The 19609-nt window shown below is 70.8% G+C and carries 20 protein-coding genes; 14 read left to right on the forward strand and 6 right to left on the reverse strand.

Annotation, left to right across the window (positions count from 1 at the left end; genetic code table 11):
- The first annotated feature begins 65 nt into the window (after positions 1-65).
- Genes IEY14_RS13030 through IEY14_RS13045 form a run of 4 tightly spaced genes read left to right on the forward strand, consistent with a single transcriptional unit; the run spans position 66 to position 3907 of the window.
- Complete coding sequence (locus tag IEY14_RS13030) at positions 66-1181, forward strand: extracellular solute-binding protein (RefSeq protein WP_188909064.1); 1116 nt, start codon at positions 66-68, stop codon at positions 1179-1181.
- A 7-nt stretch (positions 1182-1188) separates the two neighbouring features.
- A complete protein-coding gene (locus IEY14_RS13035; RefSeq protein WP_244639464.1) occupies positions 1189-2091 on the forward strand; it encodes an ABC transporter permease in 903 nt (300 codons plus the stop codon).
- Positions 2088-2876, forward strand: a complete 789-nt coding sequence (locus IEY14_RS13040; RefSeq protein WP_188909066.1) for an ABC transporter permease — start codon at positions 2088-2090, stop codon at positions 2874-2876. The genes IEY14_RS13035 and IEY14_RS13040 overlap by 4 nt, the downstream gene beginning before the upstream one ends.
- Positions 2873-3907, forward strand: coding sequence for an ABC transporter ATP-binding protein (locus IEY14_RS13045; protein WP_188909068.1), 1035 nt, complete (start codon positions 2873-2875; stop codon positions 3905-3907). Before IEY14_RS13040 ends, IEY14_RS13045 begins: the two co-directional genes overlap by 4 nt.
- Before the next feature lie 150 nt (positions 3908-4057).
- Here the strand turns inward: IEY14_RS13045 and IEY14_RS13050 are convergent, their stop codons facing one another.
- Positions 4058-4297 (reverse strand): hypothetical protein, encoded by a 240-nt coding sequence (locus IEY14_RS13050; protein ID WP_188909070.1) that lies wholly within the window; start codon positions 4295-4297, stop codon positions 4058-4060.
- 280 nt (positions 4298-4577) lie between these two features.
- Here IEY14_RS13050 and IEY14_RS13055 point away from each other — a divergent pair, with 280 nt between their 5' ends.
- Positions 4578-6329 (forward strand): cobalamin-dependent protein, encoded by a 1752-nt coding sequence (locus IEY14_RS13055; RefSeq protein ID WP_188909072.1) that lies wholly within the window; start codon positions 4578-4580, stop codon positions 6327-6329.
- The gene (locus tag IEY14_RS13060) at positions 6326-7945 is read left to right on the forward strand and encodes an FAD-binding protein (RefSeq protein WP_188909075.1); all 1620 of its coding nucleotides are present in this window, start codon (positions 6326-6328) and stop codon (positions 7943-7945) included. The genes IEY14_RS13055 and IEY14_RS13060 overlap by 4 nt, the downstream gene beginning before the upstream one ends.
- Before the next feature lie 16 nt (positions 7946-7961).
- Here the strand turns inward: IEY14_RS13060 and IEY14_RS13065 are convergent, their stop codons facing one another.
- The 4 genes from IEY14_RS13065 to IEY14_RS13080 all read right to left on the reverse strand — a co-directional run bounded on the left by IEY14_RS13065 (position 7962) and on the right by IEY14_RS13080 (position 12045).
- Entirely contained in the window at positions 7962-8768 is an 807-nt protein-coding gene (locus IEY14_RS13065; protein WP_188909076.1) for an aspartate dehydrogenase, read from the reverse strand.
- Positions 8769-8837: 69 nt separating this feature from the next.
- Positions 8838-10109, reverse strand: coding sequence for an alpha/beta fold hydrolase (locus IEY14_RS13070; RefSeq protein WP_188909078.1), 1272 nt, complete (start codon positions 10107-10109; stop codon positions 8838-8840).
- Positions 10110-10119: 10 nt separating this feature from the next.
- Positions 10120-11094: an alpha-ketoacid dehydrogenase subunit beta gene (locus IEY14_RS13075; protein ID WP_188909080.1), complete on the reverse strand. Its 975-nt coding sequence runs from the start codon at positions 11092-11094 to the stop codon at positions 10120-10122.
- A gap of 3 nt (positions 11095-11097) precedes the next feature.
- Positions 11098-12045 (reverse strand): thiamine pyrophosphate-dependent dehydrogenase E1 component subunit alpha, encoded by a 948-nt coding sequence (locus IEY14_RS13080; RefSeq protein ID WP_210318395.1) that lies wholly within the window; start codon positions 12043-12045, stop codon positions 11098-11100.
- 265 nt (positions 12046-12310) lie between these two features.
- On the opposite strand from IEY14_RS13080, the gene IEY14_RS13085 reads away from it, so the two are divergent.
- The 6 genes from IEY14_RS13085 to IEY14_RS13110 are packed head-to-tail and all read left to right on the forward strand — an operon-like array spanning position 12311 to position 16575.
- Positions 12311-12634: an NIPSNAP family protein gene (locus IEY14_RS13085; RefSeq protein WP_188909084.1), complete on the forward strand. Its 324-nt coding sequence runs from the start codon at positions 12311-12313 to the stop codon at positions 12632-12634.
- Between the two features lie 37 nt (positions 12635-12671).
- Positions 12672-13577, forward strand: a complete 906-nt coding sequence (locus IEY14_RS13090) for a hypothetical protein (RefSeq protein ID WP_188909086.1) — start codon at positions 12672-12674, stop codon at positions 13575-13577.
- 4 nt (positions 13578-13581) lie between these two features.
- Positions 13582-14088, forward strand: coding sequence for a cupin domain-containing protein (locus IEY14_RS13095; RefSeq protein ID WP_188909088.1), 507 nt, complete (start codon positions 13582-13584; stop codon positions 14086-14088).
- Positions 14085-14897 carry an alpha/beta fold hydrolase gene (locus IEY14_RS13100; protein ID WP_188909091.1) on the forward strand — a complete coding sequence of 271 codons (813 nt, stop codon included), beginning with the start codon at positions 14085-14087 and terminating at the stop codon, positions 14895-14897. The genes IEY14_RS13095 and IEY14_RS13100 overlap by 4 nt, the downstream gene beginning before the upstream one ends.
- Positions 14894-15826: a 3-hydroxyacyl-CoA dehydrogenase NAD-binding domain-containing protein gene (locus IEY14_RS13105; RefSeq protein WP_188909093.1), complete on the forward strand. Its 933-nt coding sequence runs from the start codon at positions 14894-14896 to the stop codon at positions 15824-15826. The genes IEY14_RS13100 and IEY14_RS13105 overlap by 4 nt, the downstream gene beginning before the upstream one ends.
- On the forward strand, positions 15826-16575 hold the full coding sequence (locus IEY14_RS13110) for an SDR family NAD(P)-dependent oxidoreductase (RefSeq protein WP_188909095.1): 750 nt from the start codon (positions 15826-15828) through the stop codon (positions 16573-16575). Before IEY14_RS13105 ends, IEY14_RS13110 begins: the two co-directional genes overlap by 1 nt.
- Here the strand turns inward: IEY14_RS13110 and IEY14_RS13115 are convergent.
- Positions 16567-17328 carry a pyrroline-5-carboxylate reductase family protein gene (locus tag IEY14_RS13115; protein ID WP_188909097.1) on the reverse strand — a complete coding sequence of 254 codons (762 nt, stop codon included), beginning with the start codon at positions 17326-17328 and terminating at the stop codon, positions 16567-16569. The genes IEY14_RS13110 and IEY14_RS13115 overlap by 9 nt on opposite strands.
- A 144-nt stretch (positions 17329-17472) precedes the next feature.
- Between IEY14_RS13115 and IEY14_RS13120 the strand changes: the two genes are divergently transcribed.
- The gene (locus IEY14_RS13120; protein ID WP_188909098.1) at positions 17473-18219 is read left to right on the forward strand and encodes a GntR family transcriptional regulator; all 747 of its coding nucleotides are present in this window, start codon (positions 17473-17475) and stop codon (positions 18217-18219) included.
- Between the two features lie 265 nt (positions 18220-18484).
- Positions 18485-19594 (forward strand): branched-chain amino acid ABC transporter substrate-binding protein, encoded by a 1110-nt coding sequence (locus IEY14_RS13125; protein WP_188909100.1) that lies wholly within the window; start codon positions 18485-18487, stop codon positions 19592-19594.
- Positions 19595-19609 lie beyond the last annotated feature (15 nt).

A 19609-nucleotide genomic window follows, 5' to 3' on the forward strand; every position in this document is an offset into this window, starting at 1 on the left:
TTGCCGGCGCGGAGCCACGGCGGAACCGCGCGATATCGTCCACCTCCACCGTCCGGGGAACCGCCATGGCGTCCTTCCATCTCAATCGGCGCGCGTTGCTCCAAGGGGGCGCGCTCGCCCTCGGCGCCACCGCCTTCCAGCTCCCGCTGTCGGGGCGCGCCCTGGCGAGCCCTGCTCCGGCCGCCGATCTCGTGGCGGCGGCGAAGCGCGAGAGGGTGCTGAACACCATCGCCCTCTCGCCCGACTGGGCCTTCGGCAAGCTGATGAAGGATTTCGCCGCGCGCTACGGCGTCGAGGTGAACCCGACCAATCCGGAAGGCAGCTCGGCGGAGGAACTCCAGGCGATCCGCAGCCTGAAGGGGCAGGAGCGGGCGCCGGACTGCGTCGATCTCGCGCCGTCCTTCGCCCGGCAGGCCGTCTCCGAGGGCCTGCTCCAGCCCTATAAGGTCGCCACCTGGGACGACATTCCCGCCTCGGTGAAGGATGCCGAGGGACATTACAACGGCTGCTATTACGGCATCATCAGCTTCGCCGCCAACAAGGCGGTGGTCGGCACCGTGCCGCGCGCCTGGGCCGACCTTCTGAAGCCCGACTATCGCGGCATGGTGGCGATGGGCGGCAATCCGATGCGCGACGGCTCGGCCTTCGCGGCGGTCATGGCGGCGGCGCTCGCCCATGGCGGCAGCTTCGACGACATCGCGCCGGGCGTCGAGTTCTTCGCGCGGCTCGCGGCGGCCGGCAACTACAACCCCGCCCAGACCGACAAGGGCACCATGGTCAGCGGCCAGACGCCGATCGCCCTGCGCTGGAACTATCTGAACCTCTCGATCCGCGACGAGGAGGCGGGGCGGACCGAGTTCGAGGTCGTCGTGCCGAATGACGGCGCGCCCTATGGCAACTATTATGTCCAGGGCATCAGCGCCTTCGCGCCGCATCCGAACCTCGCCCGGCTCTGGCAGGACTATCTGTTCAGCGACGAGGGCCAGCTCGGCTTCCTGGCGGCCTATGCCCATCCGATCCGCTTCGGCCGGATGCTGGAGACGGGCACCGTGCCGGAGGCGATCCTCGCCCGCCTGCCCTCGCCGGAGGCCTATAAGCAGGTCCGCTTCGCCAGCCAGGCGCAGCTCGACAAGGCCAAGCAGGTCGTCGCCGATCTCTGGCCGCGAGAGGTCAAGATCTGACACCGGCATGACCGGGCTCCGCCTCGCCTCGCCGGGCCGCCGGACCGCCGCCAAAAGGCGGTGGTCCGGCCATCTCCGGTCGCCGCTCGTCGCCGGCGCGATGATCATCCCCTTCCTTGCCCTCGCCGCCTTCGCCATGGCGGCGCCCGTCGGCATGCTGCTCCTCGAGGCCTTCCGGGACGCGGCGGGCTTCACCTTCGGGAATGTCGCGGCCCTGGCGCGGCCGGCCTACCGGCTGGCCGCCTGGAATTCGGTGACGCTGTCCCTCGCCTCGGCGCTCCTGTCGCTGGCGGCGGGCGCCGCGCTCGCCTTCGTCGCCGGGCGCGAGGGCTCGCGGCTCGGCACCGCCGTCGCGAGCTTCAGCGCCGTCGCCGCGCATTTCGGCGGCGTGCCGCTCGCCTTCGCCTTCGTGTCCTCGCTCGGCTTCCAGGGGCTCCTGACGCGCGGCCTCAAGGCGATCGGTCTCGATTTCTATGCGATCGGCTTCTCGCTCTATTCGCTCGCCGGGCTGACGATCGTCTATGCCTATTTCCTGACGCCGCTCGCCATCCTCGTTCTCGGTCCGTCGATCCGGGCGCTGCGGGCCGACTGGCTGCTGGCGGCGACAAGCCTCGGCGCGACGCCGGGCCAGCGCCTCCGCCTCGTGATCCTGCCGATCCTCGCGCCGTCGCTCGTCTCCTCCTTCCTCCTGCTCTTCGGCTCGGCCCTGTCGGGCTATGCGACCGCCTATGCCCTGACCTCCGGCAATATCGTGCTTCTCACGACCGAGATCGGCAATGTCCTGAGCGGCGACGTCGCGAGCGCCCCGGGCATCGGCGCGGCGCTGTCGCTGGCCATGATCGCGATCATGACCCTCCTGCTCCTCCTCGCCCGCCGCTTCAACCGCCGCGCCTGGACCCGGCCGCGATGAGGACGATCGCGCGGCTCACCCGGCGGCTGCTTCTCGCCCTGATGCTCGCCTATTTCGCGCTGCCGCTCCTGACGACACTGGTCTTCAGCCTGTCGCAGGGACGCCAGGGCTACGGCTTGTCGGCCTATGCGGCGCTCATCCGGCGCGCCGATCTCCTCGAACCGCTGCTCCTGTCGATCGCGCTCGCCGCGGCGACGATCGCGCTCGTTCTCGTCGTGCTTCTGCCGGCGATGATCGCGATGCATCTCCTCGCGCCGCGCCTCAAGGGGCTGTTCGAGGCGATCGCCGTCCTGCCCTTCGTCGTTCCGGCCATCGCCCTCGTCGCCGGCCTCACCGCGCTCGTTCCAGGGCCGGGCTGGCTGGTCGGCTCGCCGGCCTTTCTCGCGCTGCCCTGTTTCGTCCTGGCGCTGCCCTATGCCTATCGCGCCATCGATGTCGGGCTCGGCCCGCTCGATCTGCCGCAGCTTCGTCTCGCGGCGGCGAGCCTCGGCGCGGGGCCGGTCCGCACCATCCTCTGGGTCGTCCTGCCCAATCTCGGCCCGGCTCTCGTCAATGCCGCGCTCCTGACCTTCACCGTCGTCCTCGGCGAGTTCACGGTCGCCAACATCCTGCTGTTTCCGACCTTTCCGGTCGCGCTCGCCCGGATCGGGAGGTCGCAGCCCGATGTCGCCGCCGCCCTGTCGATCGTCAGCTTCCTCCTCACCTGGGCGGCGCTCTTCGGCGCGCTGCGGGCCGGGCGGCTGGCCGCGCCGAGGGCCGCGAACCGCGACGGAGTCTCCCCATGACGCTCGCCTTCGACAATGTCACCTACACCTATCCCGGCACCAGAACCGGGGTGTTCGACCTCGCCTTCCGGATCGCTCCGGGCGAGCTCGTCGCGCTCGTCGGCGCCTCCGGCTCGGGCAAGACGACGGCGCTCAAGCTCCTGGCCGGCTTCGTCGCGCCGGATGCGGGGCGCATCCGCATCGCGGGCGAGGATGTCGGCGGGCATCCGGCCGAAGCCCGTCGCCTCGGCGTGGTCTTCCAGAACTATGCGCTGTTTCCCCATCTCTCCGCCTGGGAGAACGTCGCCTTTCCCTTGCGGGTCCGGGGTCTGCCCGGCCCGGTCCGACGGGCCGAGGCGATGGCGATGCTGGAACGCGTCGGCATGGGCGCGCGGACGGGCGCGATGCCGCATCAGCTCTCCGGCGGGCAGCAGCAGCGCGTCGCGCTGGCGCGCGCCCTCGTCTTCGAGCCGCGCGGCCTCCTCCTGGACGAGCCTCTGTCGGCGCTGGACGCGGCCCTGCGGGTAGAAATGCGCGACGAGATCCTGCGCGTGCAGCGCGAGGCCGGCATCGCGACCCTGCTCGTCACCCATGATCAGGAGGAGGCGCTCTCGCTGGCCGACCGCGTGGCGGTGATGCGCGAGGGCCGCATCGTCCAGATCGGGGCGCCACGCGAGCTTTACGACGCGCCGGCGGATGCCTTCGTCGCCGGCTTTCTCGGACAGTCGAACCTCTTAGCGGGAACGGTTCGCCAGCCCGGCCTCGTGGAAACGCCGATCGGCTGCCTCGCCTGCGACACCGGCGCCCTGCGGAGGGGCGAGACCGTCACCCTTCTGGTGCGGCCCGAGCGGATCGAGCCGCTCCGCGAGCCGCCGGAGCCGGGCGAAGCCGGGCTCTTCGCCGGACGCTTGACGGCCGACCGCTTTCTCGGCGCCGTCCGCCGCCTCGACTTCGCCGTGGGAAGCGGCACGATCCGCCTCGAAACCCATCGCCGCGAGCCGATCCTCGGGCTGCGAGTCCCGCCGGACGCCGTCCGGCTCATCGCGGGTTGACGCGGCAGGCAAGTCTCGAAGCCGCAAGGGTTCGCTCCTCGCCTTTCCTCGATTGCCTGCCGCGGCATGATATATCGGGACCGAACGCCAGAGCGCCAAGCGCTGCCGAAACGTCGCTGGAGAAACGCTTCTGCGCCGGGTCGGACGGATTCACACCCTGTTGTCGCCCGATGCTCGCCGCGCATTTTCCTGTCGACTTTGGCCGCCCGGCCTCGCGCAACGCGCCAACAGCACGGCGGGCACCGCGACCGCTGCGGACGGATCGTGGAAGCGGATGACGTCGCTGAACGACGGCAGCGCGTCCTTCAACTGGGCGACGCGCGTTCGGAGGCCGGCGACTTCCGCCTCGATGCCTGCCCTGCACGCCTTCGGATCATCCTCGAAACCCATCGCCCGAACTCCTGCGAAACTCGAGGAGTCGTGCCCAAAAATGGTCGCCCGACCCGGTGGCTTTTGCGACCTGATGCCGAAGGCCTGTGTGAAGCGCATCGAGACCGATTTCGCTCGACAGGCGCAAACTCGATGATAGAGTGTATGCAGTAGAGTCGACACTTTAGGGTGGGTTGATCTGCCGCCAAGCCAGTGCGCTGCATGCCACTCCGCCCGACACCGAAAAACGAACCGAATGTCCCGCTCCGAACCGGCGTCCATGCGAAGGAGGCAACCCGCTTTGGATCGACCGCTCGATCGACGCACCATCCTCGGAGAGGCGCCGCTCGACGGAGCGGGAGCACTGGCGCGCGGCGCCGACCGGGCCCGTCTTGTTCGGCTCGGGCCGAACCCGTTCCTTGCGGCGCGCGGCGTCGAGAGCGAGTTGGCCGAGAAGCGGCGCCTCATCGCCGAGCGCTGCCTCAGCTTCCACGCCCAGATCGGCTATCGCGATCCGGCCGAGAGCCGCCGCGCCTATGCCGAAATCCACGACCGCCTCGCCCGGCACGGTGCCGCGCCCGATCGTTACGGCATCTGTCTCGACTGGAGCATGGGTTATCCGGCGGCGCAGCGGCCCGGCCGGCCCTGCGGCACCGGCATGATCCTCACCGGGCCGGAGGATTTCGTCGCGCTCACCGCCGCCGCGCCCGTCGCGCCGCATTTCGGCGACTTCGTCCTCGGCATGCCGGCGGCGGTCGAGAACGCCTCGGCGGCTCTGCTTGCCGGCTCGACGACGATCGGCAATCTCTCGCAATATTTCACCTTCCGCCTGCCGGGCTGGGACGACGATCTCGGCACCACGCTCGCCACCGTCGAGGCGCTCGGCCTCCTGGCAGCGCAGGATGTCCGGATCCTCGTCCATTCCAATCTCGACGACGGCTATGCCGCCTGGTTCGAGGACATGGGCTCGGCCCTCGGCTTCGCCATGGTCGAGCGCTGGATCGTCGAGGAGCTGATCGGCCTGCCGCTCGGCCAGTGCTTCGGCCATACCTTCACCGAACCGGTCAAGCGCCTCGCCTTTCAGCTTGCTCTTTCCCGCGTGAACCCGACGCCCGGGACGATGCTCTATGGCAATACGACACTCTACGGCCCGGAGCCTGTGGCCAATTACGGGGCGCTCGCGAGCTATCTTCTGGTCGACGCCTTCTCGCAATGGACCAACCCGTCCGGCCATGCGCTGACGCCGATACCGGTAACGGAGGCGCAGCGAATCCCGACGGTAGCGGAGATCGTCGAGGCCCATCTCGCCGGGCGCCGCCTGGCCGAGCGGATCGGCGACCTCGCGCCCTTGCTGTCGACGGCGGAGGCCGGGCCTCTCGCCGACCGGCTCGTCACCACGGGCACGCGCTTCCGCGATCGCCTGATGGCGGGGCTAGAGGAAGGCGGCTTCGATCTCGCCGACCCGGCCGAGATGCTTCTGGCACTGCGCCGCATCGGGCCGGCCGAGCTCGAACGCCGCTTCGGCGAGACCGCAGCCGGCGAGGCGGTGGCAAGCTCCTTCGTCGACGAGATCGAGACGCTCGCCCGCCGGGTGCTGGCGGCGATCCCCGAAACGGAGAAGCTGGCGCTCGCCCGGCAACGGCCGCGCATCGTCGTCGCGACGACGGACGTCCATTTCTACGGCAAGCGGCTTCTCACCCTCGTCCTCACCCGGCTCGGTCTCGACGTGATCGACGGCGGCGTCAGCGTCGATGCGGATGTCCTCGCCGAGCGGGCGGCGGCGGCTTCGGCCGAGGCCGTTGCCGTCTCGACCTATAACGGCGTCGCCCTGTCCTTCGCCCAGAAGCTGATGGGCGAACTGTCGCGCCGGAAGATCGCGCCGCGCGTCTTCATCGGCGGACGGCTCAACGAGATCATGGCGGATGCCGGTTCCTCGCTGCCCGTCGATGTCGGCGCCGAGATCCGGCAGAGCGGCGCCCTGCCCTGCCGGACGGTCGAGGAGCTGGTGGCGGCGCTGGTGGCCCGGACGACGGAAGAGGAAGAGGGACGATGACGGATTGCGACGTTCTGGTGCTCGGCTCGGGCTCGGGCGCGCTCGCGGCGGCGCTGCGCGCCGCGCGCGGCGGCCTCTCGGTGATCGTCGCGGAAAAGACGGAGAAGCTCGGCGGCACCAGCGCCATGTCCGGCGCGGGCACCTGGGTCCCGGCCAATGCCATCGCCCGCGCCGCCGGCGTCGAGGATAGCGAGGCGGAGGCACTCGCCTATATCCGCGCCGTCTCTCCGGAAGGCTGGGGCGAGACGGAGGACGAGCTCTGGCAGGCCTTCGTCGCGACCGCGCCGAAAATGCTCGATTTTCTCGGCGAAGCGACGCCCCTCAGCTTCGCCCTCGTCGACGAGCCGGACCCGATCTCGGAAGGAACGGGCGGCAAGAGCTTCGGGCGCATGCTTTCGCCCGGCGCTCTGTCCCGACGCATTCTCGGGGTCCATGCCAAGGCGCTGCGGCGCTCCACCCTGCCCCATCTCTTCACCTATCAGGAAGTCGTCGCCACCGATCCCTATCACCATCCGCTGCGGGCCGGGCTGAGGCTGTGGCCGAAGCTTCTGTGGCGCTGGCTCACCGATGCCGGCGGCCAGGGCACGGCGCTGATGACAGGGTTGCTCAAGGGCTGCCTCGATGCCGGTTGCCACGTCCAGACGGGGCTGCGCGCGGTGGCCCTGTCGCAGGACGCGACCGGCGGCGTCACGGGCGCGGAATTCGAGCGCGCGGACGGGACGCGCCTGACGATCGCAGCGCGGCGCGGCGTAGTCATCGCCACCGGCGGCTTCGAATGGGACGAAGCGATGCGCCGCAAGCATTTTCCCGGGCCCCTCGACCGGCTCGGCTCGCCCCGCACCAATACGGGCGACGGGCAGAAGCTCGCCGAAGCGGCGGGCGCGCGGCTCGACCGGATGGACCAGGCCAATATCCATCCCTGCCTGCCGACGCGCTACGAGGGCCAGCCGCACGGCCTGCCCATGGTCTTCCAGGCCGAGCCCCATTCCATCGTCGTCGACCGGCATGGCCGGCGCTTCGTTTCCGAAAGCGACTTCAATATCGGGGAAGCGATGGATCGGCGCGATCCGGCGACGGGCGAGCCGCTGCATCTTCCCGTCTGGCTCATCGCCGACCGGCGCTTTCTGAAGCGCTCGGCGCCCTTCCGTTGGTACGCCGCCTACGAAAAGGACTGGATCGTGGAGGCGCCGACGCTGCGGGAGCTCGCCGCGCGGATCGGCCTGCCGGCGGAGGCGCTGGCGGAGACGGTGGCGCGCTTCAACGGCTTCTGCGATGCCGGGCGCGACGCCGATTTCCGGCGCGGCGAATCCGCCTGGGAAAGCTATAAGAGCCACGGGCCGGAGGGTAAGCTCGGCCGGATCGAGGAAGGCCCCTTCCTGGCGCTTTCCATGAACCGCTCCATCCTCGGCACCAAGGGCGGGGCGCGCACCAATGCGAAGGGTCAGGTGCTGAGGCCCGACGGCTCTGTGATTTCCGGCCTCTATGCCGCCGGCCTCGCCATGGCCAACCCCTTCGGCACGCGCTCCATCGGCGCCGGCACGACGATCGGGCCGAACATGACCTGGGGCTATATCTGCGCCGAGACCATGCTGCGCGAGAACCGGGGTGCCGGCTGAACGAGCGTCATGCCGCTCAGCTTCCGATACGCAACGGGCCGGATAGACCGCGCAGGCAGGCAAGGACGGAAAAGGCCGTCAGCCGGCTGGTGCGCGGATTGTCGGGATCGGGCATCGCCTCGATCGTCAACGCGACATGGGCCGCGTCCGAGCGGATCTCGACATGATGGACATTGCGCAGGAGGGCGGGATCGGCGACGAGGCGCACGCGCGTCCGCTCCGGCCCGATGCCGGCGAGGGCGAGGGCGGCCGCGACATTGACATTGGCCGGAAAGCCGGCCGCCGCCGCGAGAACATCGCCTTCGAAGAGCGTGAGCGGCGCCGCCAGGCCCTCCAGCGAGACACCCGCCGTTTCCAGATAGGGCGCGCCGCGCCAGGCGGCGGGCGGCTTGCGCGTCTCGATCAGCGCCGCGTCGATCCGACCCTCCGCCGCCGCGCGCACCACGTCGAGCCCGCCGAGCGCGCCGGTCGGCACGAGGATGCGCGCGCCCCGCATCCGCGCCGCCTCGACCAGATCGGGCTGGCGCAGCAGCGCGCCCCCGGAACAGGCAACGAGGAGGCGCCCCCGCGCGATCGCGGCCTCGGCGATCGGGCGGAAGGCGGCGGCCGGTGCCGCCTCGACCACGATGTCCGCCGCCTCGGCCAATGCCTCCGGCCCCGCCACGACGGGCGGCGGCATGATGAGATCTGAGAGGAGACGCCGCGTCTTCTCCGCATCGCGCGACAGGACGGCGGCGAGCGCGACGCCCGGCAGCGCGCCGGCATCGATCCGCCGGGCGAGCGCGAGGCCGATGGCGCCGAGGCCGGCGAGGCCGAGCCGCATCGGGGCGCTTCCGTCGGGTCCCCCGGATGGCGGACGGGCGTCAATCGACATCGAGCCTCTCCCGTTGCGTCAGAGCGTGAAGGCCCCGGCCCGCATATTCTCCATGACGAGTCGGGCGACGAGGTCCGGCGCTTCGAGCTGCGGCATATGGCCGGTGCCGCCCAGCCGATGCAGCGCGACGGCACCAGACAGTCGCAGGGCCCCGTCCGGAGGAATGATCGCATCCGCGAGGCCGACGATCACCTTCACCGGCATGGCGAGGCGCGCGAGATCGGCGCGGATGTCGAAGCCCTGCGTCCCGTCCGGGAAGAGGCTGGCGGCGAGCCGCTCCTGATGCGGCAGGAGGCCGAGCTCCCCCCGCTCCCGCAGCACGGCCTCGGCGAAGCCCGCCGGCAGGAGGGCGGGATCGGCGACCAACCGGGCGAGCCAGGGCCGGAGGCTGGCGGATTCCCGCGCTCGAAGGAAGCCCGACAGGAAGGCGCCATCGATCTCCGGTCCGAGGCCGGCGGGCGCCAGAAGGCTGAGCGAGGCGACGGGCAGGCGTCCCGTCGCCGCGAGCCGCGTGGCGAGCGCGGCGCCGAGCGAATGGCCGAGAAGATGCAGGCAGGGCGCGGCCTCCGCCTCGATCCGCTCGGCGAGCGCGTCGACGATGGCGTCGAACTCGCAGAAGGCGGCACCGTTCGCCCCATGGCCCGGCAGGTCGAGGGCGAGCGGCCGGGCGGCGGCGGCAAGGCGCGGCAGGAGACCGGACCAGGAGAGACGGTTCGCCCCGAAGCCGTGCAGGCAGACGAGGAGCGGCCGCCCATCCGCGCCGCCACGCGCGGGCGTGGAGGCGGGAGAGACGGTGGGCGGAGCGAGGGCGCGCGCCGCGGCCGGTGGCGGCAGATCGCGGCTCTTGATGCGGCCGCCCGGCCCCGAGCCGCGGATTTCGGCGAGGTCGAGGCCGCGCGTGGCCGCGAGCCGGCGCGCGAGGGGACTGGCGCGGATCCGATCCGGCCGCTCGGCGGATTCCGGCGCGGCCCCCGGCGAGGTCGCGGCCGGGATCGCTGCGGCGGCCGGCACCGACGGTTCGGCACCGAAGGCCCCGGCCTCCGCCTCGCCCGGCGCGGCGATGCGGCCGAGCACCGTTCCGATGGCGATCTCGGCGCCGATCTCGGCCAATGGCCCGAGAAGGACGCCGCTGGCCGGCGCCTCGATCTCCGTCGCGGCCTTCGCCGTCTCGACCACCGCGAGAAGGGCCCCCGCCTCGACGCGCTCGCCGGGCTTCGCGCGCCATTCCACCAGCGTCGCGCTTTCCATGTATTCGCCGGCGCCGCCGGTCAGGGTGATGTCGATCGGCATCGGCCGGCCCTCAGCGCAGCGCGCGGCGCGCGGCCGCGGCGATCTTGGCGGCGGAGGGCAGGACCGCCGTTTCCAGCGGCTCCGAATAGGGGATCGGCATGTCCTCGCAGCCCAGCCGCTCCACCGGGGCGTCGAGATCGTCGAAGCCCTGTTCCATGATCGAGGCGGAGAGCTCGGCGCCGTAGCCGCAGAAGCGCCAACCCTCGTTGACGACGACGGCATGGTGGGTCCGCGCGACGGAATCGAGCACCAGCGGCAGGTCGAGCGGGCGCAGGCTGCGCAGGTCGATCACCTCGGCCGAGACGCCCTCCTCCGCCAGTTCCTCGGCCGCCTTGAGCGATTCATGCACCATGCGCGAGGAGGCGACGAGCGTCACGTCCGCGCCGGCGCGGGCGATGCGCGCCGCGCCGATCGACACCACATGGTCGCCGTCCGGCACTTCGCCGCGCAGATTGTACAAAAGCTTGTGCTCCAGGAAGACGACGGGATGCTCGTCGCGGATCGCCGCCTTGAGCAGGCCCTTGGCATCGGCGGGCGTCGCGGGCGCGACGACCTTGAGGCCGGGAATATGGGCGACGAGCGCGTCGAGGCTCTTGGAATGCTGGGCGCCCGCCCCCGCGCCGCCGCCGCCCTGCGTGCGCAGCACGAAGGGCATCGTCACCGCGCCGTTCCAGACATAGTTGTAGATCGAGGCCTGGTTCATCAGCGCGTCGATGGAGAGCGGCAGGAAGTCGGCATACATGATCTCGAGCACCGGGCGCGTGCCGCTCATCGCCGCGCTGGCGGCCATGGCGGTCAGCGCCTGCTCGCTGATCGGCGTGTCGCGCACCCGGGCCGGGCCGAATTCGGCGAGAAGATCGCGCGTCACCTTGAAGACGCCGCCATAAACGGCGATGTCCTCGCCAAAAAGCCAGACCATCGGGTCGCGGCGCATTTCCTCGATCAGCGCCTCGCGCAGCGCCTCGGCGTAACGGAGCGATGCCATGGATCAGGCCCTCTCGCGATAGGGCGCGCTCGGCGCGTGGGGGACGAAGGCGGGCAAGGGCGCGGCAAGCGCGGCCTCGAAGGCGGCGTCGACCTCGGCCCGCGCCTCGGCCTCCAGGGCGTCGAGCGCCTCGGCTCCGAGAGTCTCCGACAAATACTCGCGCGAGCGCCGGATCGGGTCGCGGGAGCGCCAGGCCTCGATCGTCGCCGGGTCCTGATAGCCGCCGACATCGCTCGTCGAGAAGCCGACCATGCGATAGGTCTTCGCCTCGATCAGCGTCGGCCCCTCGCCCCGCCGGGCCCGTTCGACGGCCTCGGCCGCGGTGCGATAGACGGCCGCGACATCGTTGCCGTCGACGCTCGCGCCCGGCATGCCGTAGCCGGCCGCGCGCCGGACGAGATCGGCCACCGAGGACTGCGTCGAATGATGGGCGGTCAGCCCATATTCGTTGTGCTCCAGCACGAAGACGACCGGCAGCTTCCACAGCGCGGCGATGTTCATGGATTCGTGGCAGATGCCGGTCTGGGCCGCGCCATCGCCGAAGATCACCATGGCGACGTGGTCCTCCCCGCCCGCCGCCCGCCGCATCTGGAGCGAGACCGCCATGCCGGTCGCCGCCGGAATGCCGGCGCCGACGATCGCATTGCCGCCAAGGAGGCCGTTCGCGGCGTCGGCCACCAGCATATGGCCGGCGCGCCCGCCGCAAAGGCCGCTTTCGCGCCCGAAGATCTCAGCGACGATGCCGGGGATCGGCGCCCCCTTGCCGACGTAATGGGCATGGCCGCGATGGGTGCTCGTCAGGAGATCGCCCGGCCGCAGCATGGCCGTCGCGCCGATGCCGACCGCCTCCTGCCCGTCGCAGCGATGGATCGGCCCACGCGTGCGGCCGGCCTTGTGCAGCTCGCCGAGCCGCTCCTCCATGTGACGCACGGCGACCATCAGCGCGTGCATTCGCCGTTCCTCGGCGGGACTGGGCGTGTTCCTCATGCCGTTCGGAATCCGTTCTGGCATGCCCGGCGGCGGCGCGTCGCGCCGCCGGATCGGGCCTTGGCAAAAAATCTCGCCGCAAGTGTCGACACAAGAGCATGCACTATGCAAGTCTGTTTTTCGAAAGCGAGGTCAGCCGCGTCCCCGCCCCGTCCGCCGCCCTTGTCGCCGCGATCGAAGGCGCGGCGCCCGCCGATCCCCCTCGCCCGCCTTCGCCCGGGAGCCCGCCATGATCTTCGACCACCGCGTCTATACCGCCCGCCCGAACCGGCTCGCCGCCTTCCTCTCGACCTACGAGGAGGTCGGTCTGCCGATGCAGCGCCATTATATCGGCGAGCCCTTCGGCTTCTTTCAGACCCATATCGGCGAGTTGAGCCGCATCGTGCATCTCTGGGGTTATGAGAGCCTCGCCGACCGCGAGGCGCGGCGCGAGACGATGGAGGCCGATCCCACCTGGGTCGATTATCGCCGCCGCGTCGTCGCCGAGGATCATCTCCTCGACATGCGCAACCAAATCCTGAAGCCGGTGTCCTTCTTCGACCCGAAGCGCTGATCCGGCCAGCCGCCCGTTCATCCCCACAGGTTCCGCAATGCAACTCGAATTCGCGCTCGGCGGCGAGCGCTGGCAAATCCGCTGCGCGACCGAGCGGGCGCCCCGAACGCTCGCCCGCCTCGCCGCCCATCTGCCGATGGATCTCCAGCTCCACACGCCGAAGATCGCGGGCAGCCACATCTACTGGCACGCGCCTTTCGTGGAAGGGGTGGAAGGGGCGGTGAACGTCCTCGACGCCGCGCCCGGCGCCTTCATCTACTGGCCGGTGCGCCAGTTCCTAGAGATCGTCTTCGCCCCGCTCCAGGCCGAGACCGCCTCGATCACCGTCCTCGGGCAGCTCGAAGGCGGGGTGGAGCGGCTCGCCGCGCTCGGCGCGCGGCTGCGCGAACAGCATGGCCGCCGCCTCTTCGCGGGCATCCTGACGCGCGCCGACGGCGCGGGTCCGGCCGCGCCGGACGCGGACGGAGTCTTGCCCGCCGCGCTGGCGGCGCGGGCGCGCGGGCTATGGCGCGCCTGCTCGGACGAGATCCTGGCGCTGACCCGCTCGCGGGCGATCATGCATCCGGCCGGTCCGCTCTTCATGGCGGAATCGGAGGCGCGCGTCCTGCACGAGACGCTGTTCGAGTTGCGTGAGGCGGCGCTGGCGGGCGGCGGCGACGGGCCGATCCGCTTCGCCGCCGTCCGCGCGCTCGATCGCGCCGGCCGCCGCCTCGCCGATTTCTGCCATCTCACCGAGACGGGCCGGCTCTTCGCCGATCTCGCCGCCCTTCTCGATGATCCCGCCCGGCCGCTTCCGGCCGTTTTGGAGGCGGCGATCCTCGCAAGCGGCCGCACCGCCGCCTGGCTCGATCTCCAGATCCCCTGGTTCGACGTGAACGAGGCCCTGCGGGCGGCGCTGCCGAGCCCGGCCAGGCCCCGGCTCGAACCCCAACCCGGAGAATGATGCGATGGCTGAGGCAGAACGGGAGGCCGGCTTCGTCCTCGGCCCGGAGGACGGCGAATCCTATTGGCAGCCGGTGCCGGCGAACGGCCATGTCGTCAACAAGCTGACGAGCCGCAACTGGTCCGGCGGCTTCTGCGCCGTGGTCCAGGTCGTCGCGCCGCAAAGCTACATCCGCAAGCATATCCACGACCGCCATCACGAGATGGTCTTCGTCTGGCGAGGGCGCGGCAAGGCGCTGGTCGACGGTGTCGAGCACCCGATGGAAACGGGCTCCCTCGTCGCCCTGCCGCCGGGCGTCGAGCATATGTTCGTCAACGAGAGCGACGAGCCGCTCCACCTCTTCGCCGTTCTCGCCCCGGGCGGGCTGGAGGACTTCTTCGCCGAGATCGGCCGCCCGCGCGAGGCGGGCACGCCGGCGCCGGAGCCGTTCGCGCGGCCGGCGAACATCCTCGAGATCGAGGCGCGCAGCGTCTTCAAGCCCGGCTCGACGCAGGAAGTGCCGCTGGCGTGACGAGAGGTCCGGCGCGGCTCGCCGATGGCGGGCATCTCTATTTCGAGGACGAAGGCACGGGACCGCCCGTCGTCCTCGTGTCCGGCCTCGGGGGACTGGCCGGCTTCTTCGGCCCGCTGGCGGAACGCCTGCGGGCCCGCGGGCTGCGCACCCTTCGCTACGACCATCGGGGGGTCGGCGGATCGAGCCCGCTCGGCGGCGCCGAGACCTCGATCGACGCCATGGCGGCTGATCTCGCCGGGCTCCTGGCGGCGCGCGGCATCGAAGCGGCGGCGATCCTCGGTCATTCGACCGGCGGCGCCGTCGCCCAGCGCCTGGCGCTCGACCGCCCGGACCTCGTCCGCCGCCTCGTCCTGTCCGCGACCTTCGCGCGACCCTGCGCCTATATGCGCCTCCTCTTCGCGAGCCGCCTCGAAATTCTCGAAAATCTCGGCCTCGCCGCCTATCGCCGCCATGCGGCCCTCGTCCTCCACAGCCCCACCTTCGTCGCGGCGAATGCCGGGACGATCCTGCGGGACAGCACGGCCGCCCCGCGCCCCGGCGAGGCGGAGACGGTCGCCGCGCGCATCCGCGCCATTCTCGCCCACGATACGCTCGCCGCTCTTCCCGCCCTGTCCGGCCCGACGCTAGTCCTCGTCGCGGAGGACGACATGGTGACGCCGGTCCATCTGTCGCGCGAGATCGCCGCGGCGGTCCCGGAGGCGGAGCTGTGCCTTCTTCCCTTTGGCGGCCATTACGCCCTGCGCGCCGCGCCGGAAGTCTATGCGGACGCGATCCTGCCCTTCCTCCTCGCCGGAGTTCCGAGATGAGCGAGCCCCTTTTCCGCCGCGTCGGCATCGTCGGCTTCGGCACGATCGGCCAGCGCTGGGCGGCCGTCTTCGCCCATCAGGGGCTCGCTGTCGGCGCCTATGATCCCGATCCCGGCCGCGCGGCGGAATTCGCCGCGCTCCGGCCGGGTCTCGAAGCCGATCTCGCGGCGCTGCTCGGGCCCGCCCGGCCCGGCGGGCGCGTCCGCGTCGCGACCGATATGGGGGCGGCGCTGGCGGGCGCGCAATTCGTGCAGGAATGCGGGCCTGAACAGCTGGAAATCAAGCAGGCGCTCCTAGCCGAAATCGAGCGCCATGTGGAGCCCAGCGTCACCATCGCCTCCTCGTCCTCCGCCCTGTCCGTCAGCGCGATGCAGGCGCTTTGCCGCCATCCGGGACGCGTCGTGCTCGGCCATCCCTTCAATCCCGCCCATCTGATGCCGCTCGTCGAGATCGTCGGCGGCGAGGCGAGCGAGGACGCCCATGTCCGGGCCGCGCGGGCCTTCTACGAGGCGATCGGCAAGAAGCCGGTGACGCTGAACCGCGAGATCACCGGCCATCTGGCGCTGCGGCTGATGGGCGCGCTCTGGCGCGAGGCGATCGCCCTCGTCGAGGAGGGCGTCGCGAGCGTCGAGGATGTCGACCGCGCCTTCATCTACGGCCCGGGCCCGAAATGGACGCTGCAGGGCAGCTTCATCTCCAACCATCTGAACGCGGAGGGGATGGAGAGCTTCCTCGCCAAATATGGCGCGACCTACGAGGCGATCTGGGCGGATCTGAAGACGGCGAGCCTCTCGCCCGCAACGCGCGCCGCCGTCGCGGCGGGCACGCGCGCCGCGATCGGGGAGCGCAGCGACGAGGCACTCAGGTCGGCGCGCGACGCCGGCCTCGTCGAGATCCTGAAGACCGTGGCGAGGAAGGGAGCTCTGTGATGGACGGCAAGGGCCGGGCGCTGGTGACCGGCGCCTCGAAGGGCATCGGCGCGGCGATCTGCCGGCGCCTGCGGGCCGAGGGCTACGAGGTCTACGGGCTGGCGCGCGGCCGCCCGGCGCTGGAGGCGCTCGCCGAGGACTGCGGGCTGCGCCCCCTCGTCGCCGACGTGCGCGACCACCAGGCGATCGGAGCGGCGCTCGGCGATCGCGGCGTCGACGTCCTCGTCAACAATGCCGGCCTCGTCACCAGTCTGCGGCCTTTGCAGGCGCAAAGCGCGGCGGAGATCGAGGCGATGGTGACGGTCAATCTCCTCGCGCCCCTCCTGCTCCTGCGGCTCCTGCTGCCGGGCATGGTTGCGCGCGGGCGGGGCCATGTCGTCAACGTCACCAGCACGGCCGCCCATCACGTCTTCGCCGCGACCGCCGCCTATGGCGCGGCCAAGGCCGGGCTTTCCCGCGCCGGCTCGGTGCTCCGCTACGATCTCGCCGGCACCGGCGTGCGCCTCACGGAGATCGCGCCGGGCCGCGTCGAGACCGACGTCTATCTCCAGGCCTTCGCGGGCGACGGCGAGGCGCTGCGCCGCACGCTCTATGCCGACGAGCGACCGTTGCAGCCGGCGGATGTCGCCGAGGCGGTGGCGCTCGCCCTGGCATTGCCCGACCATGTCGACGTGGCGATGATGGAGCTCTCGCCCACCGACCAGGCGACGGGCGGCCACGTGATCCGCCGGCCGAACGCCTCAGTCTGACCCACGCAGCTTGGCGAGGACGGCGGCGCAGGCCGCCTCCCAGGCCGCCATGGCGCCTGCCTCCTCCAAGACGCCGAGACCGCGCTCGGTGATGCCGCCGGGCGTCGCCAGCTCGCCGAGAAGACGCTCCATCGGCGTCTCGCTCTCCGCCACCATTCGCCCGGCGGCGACGAAGGTGAGGGCCGAAAGGCGTCGCGCCGTGGCGGGATCGAGCCCTTGGGCGGCCTGCCAGGTCGCGGCGCGGGCGATCAGAGCCTGCGCGAAACCGTAGACGGCGGCGCTTACCGTCGCCGTCTCGAAATCCGCCTCGCGGGCGAGCGGCAGGATCGGCCCGAGCGGCGCAAGAAGCGAGCGCAGGCGCGGCTCGTCGGGGAAGAGCGCCGTCGGGCTCGCCCCGAGGCTCGCCGCCGTCAGCGGCATGATCCGGCAAAGGCGCGCCGGAGCCGCCGCTCCCCGCAACCGGTCGAGCGGCAGGCCGGCACAGGCCGAGACGAGCAGCTGGTCCTCGCGGAAGGGCAGGCCCGCGACGGCATCCGCGGCGTCGCGCGGGCGCGTGGCGAGGATCACGATGTCGCAGCGCGCCACGAGGTCGCGATTGTCGGCGGCGACCGGAACCGCGAGCCGCGCGCCCAGCGCCGCGCCCTGACCGCGCGGCGAAAGCAGGAAGTCGCCACCCGGCCGCCCGCCGGCCAGCAGCCCTTCGAGCAGCGCGGCGGCGAGATGGCCGACGCCGAGGAAACCGATCATCGTCATGGACAACCTCACGCAACGGAACGGGGAAGCGTCGGCGCCTCGGCGGGGGCTGGCGCCGGCGATCCGCACAGCCTATGGCGGCGGGCGGATCGTGATAGGGATTGGACGGGCGGATTGCGTGCCGCCCCCAGCAAGGACGCCAGCATGTCAGAGGAGAAGCCGAAGCGGAAGACGCCGAGCCTCACCCGCGTCGCGGAACGCTCCGCCGACAGCGCCGAGCGCGCCTATCACGCCATCCGCCGCGAACTCGTCGAGTTCCGCATCCCGCCGAAGGAGCGGATCAACGAGGTCCATCTCGCGCGCGACCTGCAATTGTCGCGCACACCGATCCGCGAGGCGCTGAACCGGCTGGCGAGCGAGGGCTTCGTGACCTTCTCGCCCAATCGCGGCTTCTTCTTCAGGGGACTCGATATCGAGGACCTCATCGACCTCTTCGAGATGCGCATGATCGTGGAGACCGGCGCCTTCGCCCTGCTTTGCGAGCGCGCCGACGCGGAGGGCCTCGCCCGGCTTGAGGCCTTCTGGACCGAGGCGAAGCATCGCTACGCGGCGCGCGATGCCGACGAGATCCTCGACCTCGACGAGAAGTTTCACATCCTCCTGGCCGAGCTGTCCGGCAATCCGGAGATCGTGCGGGTGCTGACGGCGCTCAATGCGCGCATCCGCTTCATCCGCCGCGTGCAGATCGAGCACGATCCCTTGATGTCGAGCCTCGTCGAAGACCATTCGGCCATCGTCGCGGCGGCGCTGGCGCGCGATGGCGCCGGCGGCATCGAGATCCTGCGCCGGCACATTTCCATGACCGTCGCGGACGCCAAGATCGCGTTGAAGGAAGCGCTGCTGCGCCTGTTCACGGCAGAGGCGCCGCGTCCCGAACGTCGGCCGGGCTAGGGGCCGGAACGCGCGCCGCGAGTTTCGCACCATCTGAACGCAGAAATGTCGACACTTGCCTTGACGGACCGCGAAAGGGCTGTTTTCATTCCCTTGCCCGGTGACTGAAGCGGCCGGCGAGGCCGCGCCGGCAAGGGTTCCGCGCTCGGCCGACGCCATGGCCGGAGCCGCGCTCGGGCAGAAGCGAGAAGCCGCGACCGACCGGCTCGAAGGTCGGTGGACCATGGCCTGCGGTCATCCCCACGACAGGCAAGGAAACTGCTTCATGAAGATGCTCATCACCGCCCTTCTCGGTTCCGCCCTTCTTGCCGGCCCCACCCTCGCCGGGGAGATCACGATCGGCATGACGGGACCGCTGTCCGGTCCGCAGGCCTTCTTCGGCACGACCTGGCACAATGGCTTCAAGCTCTATGTCGACGGCCTGAACGCGGCCGGCGGTGTCAACGGCACGACCGTCGCCTACGAGCAGGAGGACGATAAGGCCGATCCGCGCGAGGGCACGCTCGTCGCCCAGAAGCTCTGCGACAACGAGGCGGTCGTGCTCGGCCTCGTGAACTTCAACAGCGGCGTTGCCCAGTCCACCCTGCCGATCTACGAAGATTGCGGGCTGCCCACGATGAGCTTCGCCTCCAATCCGAAGCTGACCCAGCAGGGCTACAAGCTGATGGTGCGCCCCGTCGCCAACGACAATGCCGGTGCTCTCCTGCCCGCCCAATACGCGCTGAAGACGCTCGGCGCCAAGACGGCCGTCGTCGTCAACGACAAGCAGGTCTTCGGTCAGGGCATTTCCGAGATCTTCGCCGACAACTTCAAGAAGGGCGGCGGCGAGGTGCTGTCGACCGTCGCCGTCAATCCGACCGATCTCGACTTCACCGCCGTCCTCACGCAGATCAAGACGCAGAAGCCGGACGTCATCTATCTCGGCGCCGTCATGCCGCAGCTCGCCCTCTTCGCGCGGCAGATGAAGGATCAGGGCGTCTCGGCCCGGCTCATCGTGCCGGACGGCGGCTACACGCCGGAGCTGATCCAGCAGGCCGGCGAGGCCAATGTCCAGGGTGTCATCACCGCCATCCAGGTGCCGCCGATGGATGCGAGCCCGGCGATCAAGGCCTTCGGCGAGGCCTATAAGGCGAAATATGGCGAGGAGGCCGGTCCCTATTCGATCTACGGCTATGTCCAGGGCCAGATCCTGGAACAGGTGCTGAAGACGACGAAGGGCCTGACGCGCGAAGACATGGCAGCGGCGCTGCACGCCGTGAAGGTGGACACGGCGGTCGGCACGCTGGAGTTCGACGCGACCGGCGAGTTGAAGGTCGCGCCTTCCTATCTCTACGAAGTCGACGGCAAGACCTTCAAGCTCGTCGGCTCGATGTAGATCGCGCGGCGCGCC

This window comes from Aureimonas endophytica (assembly GCF_014642635.1).
GTDB lineage: Bacteria > Pseudomonadota > Alphaproteobacteria > Rhizobiales > Rhizobiaceae > Plantimonas > Plantimonas endophytica.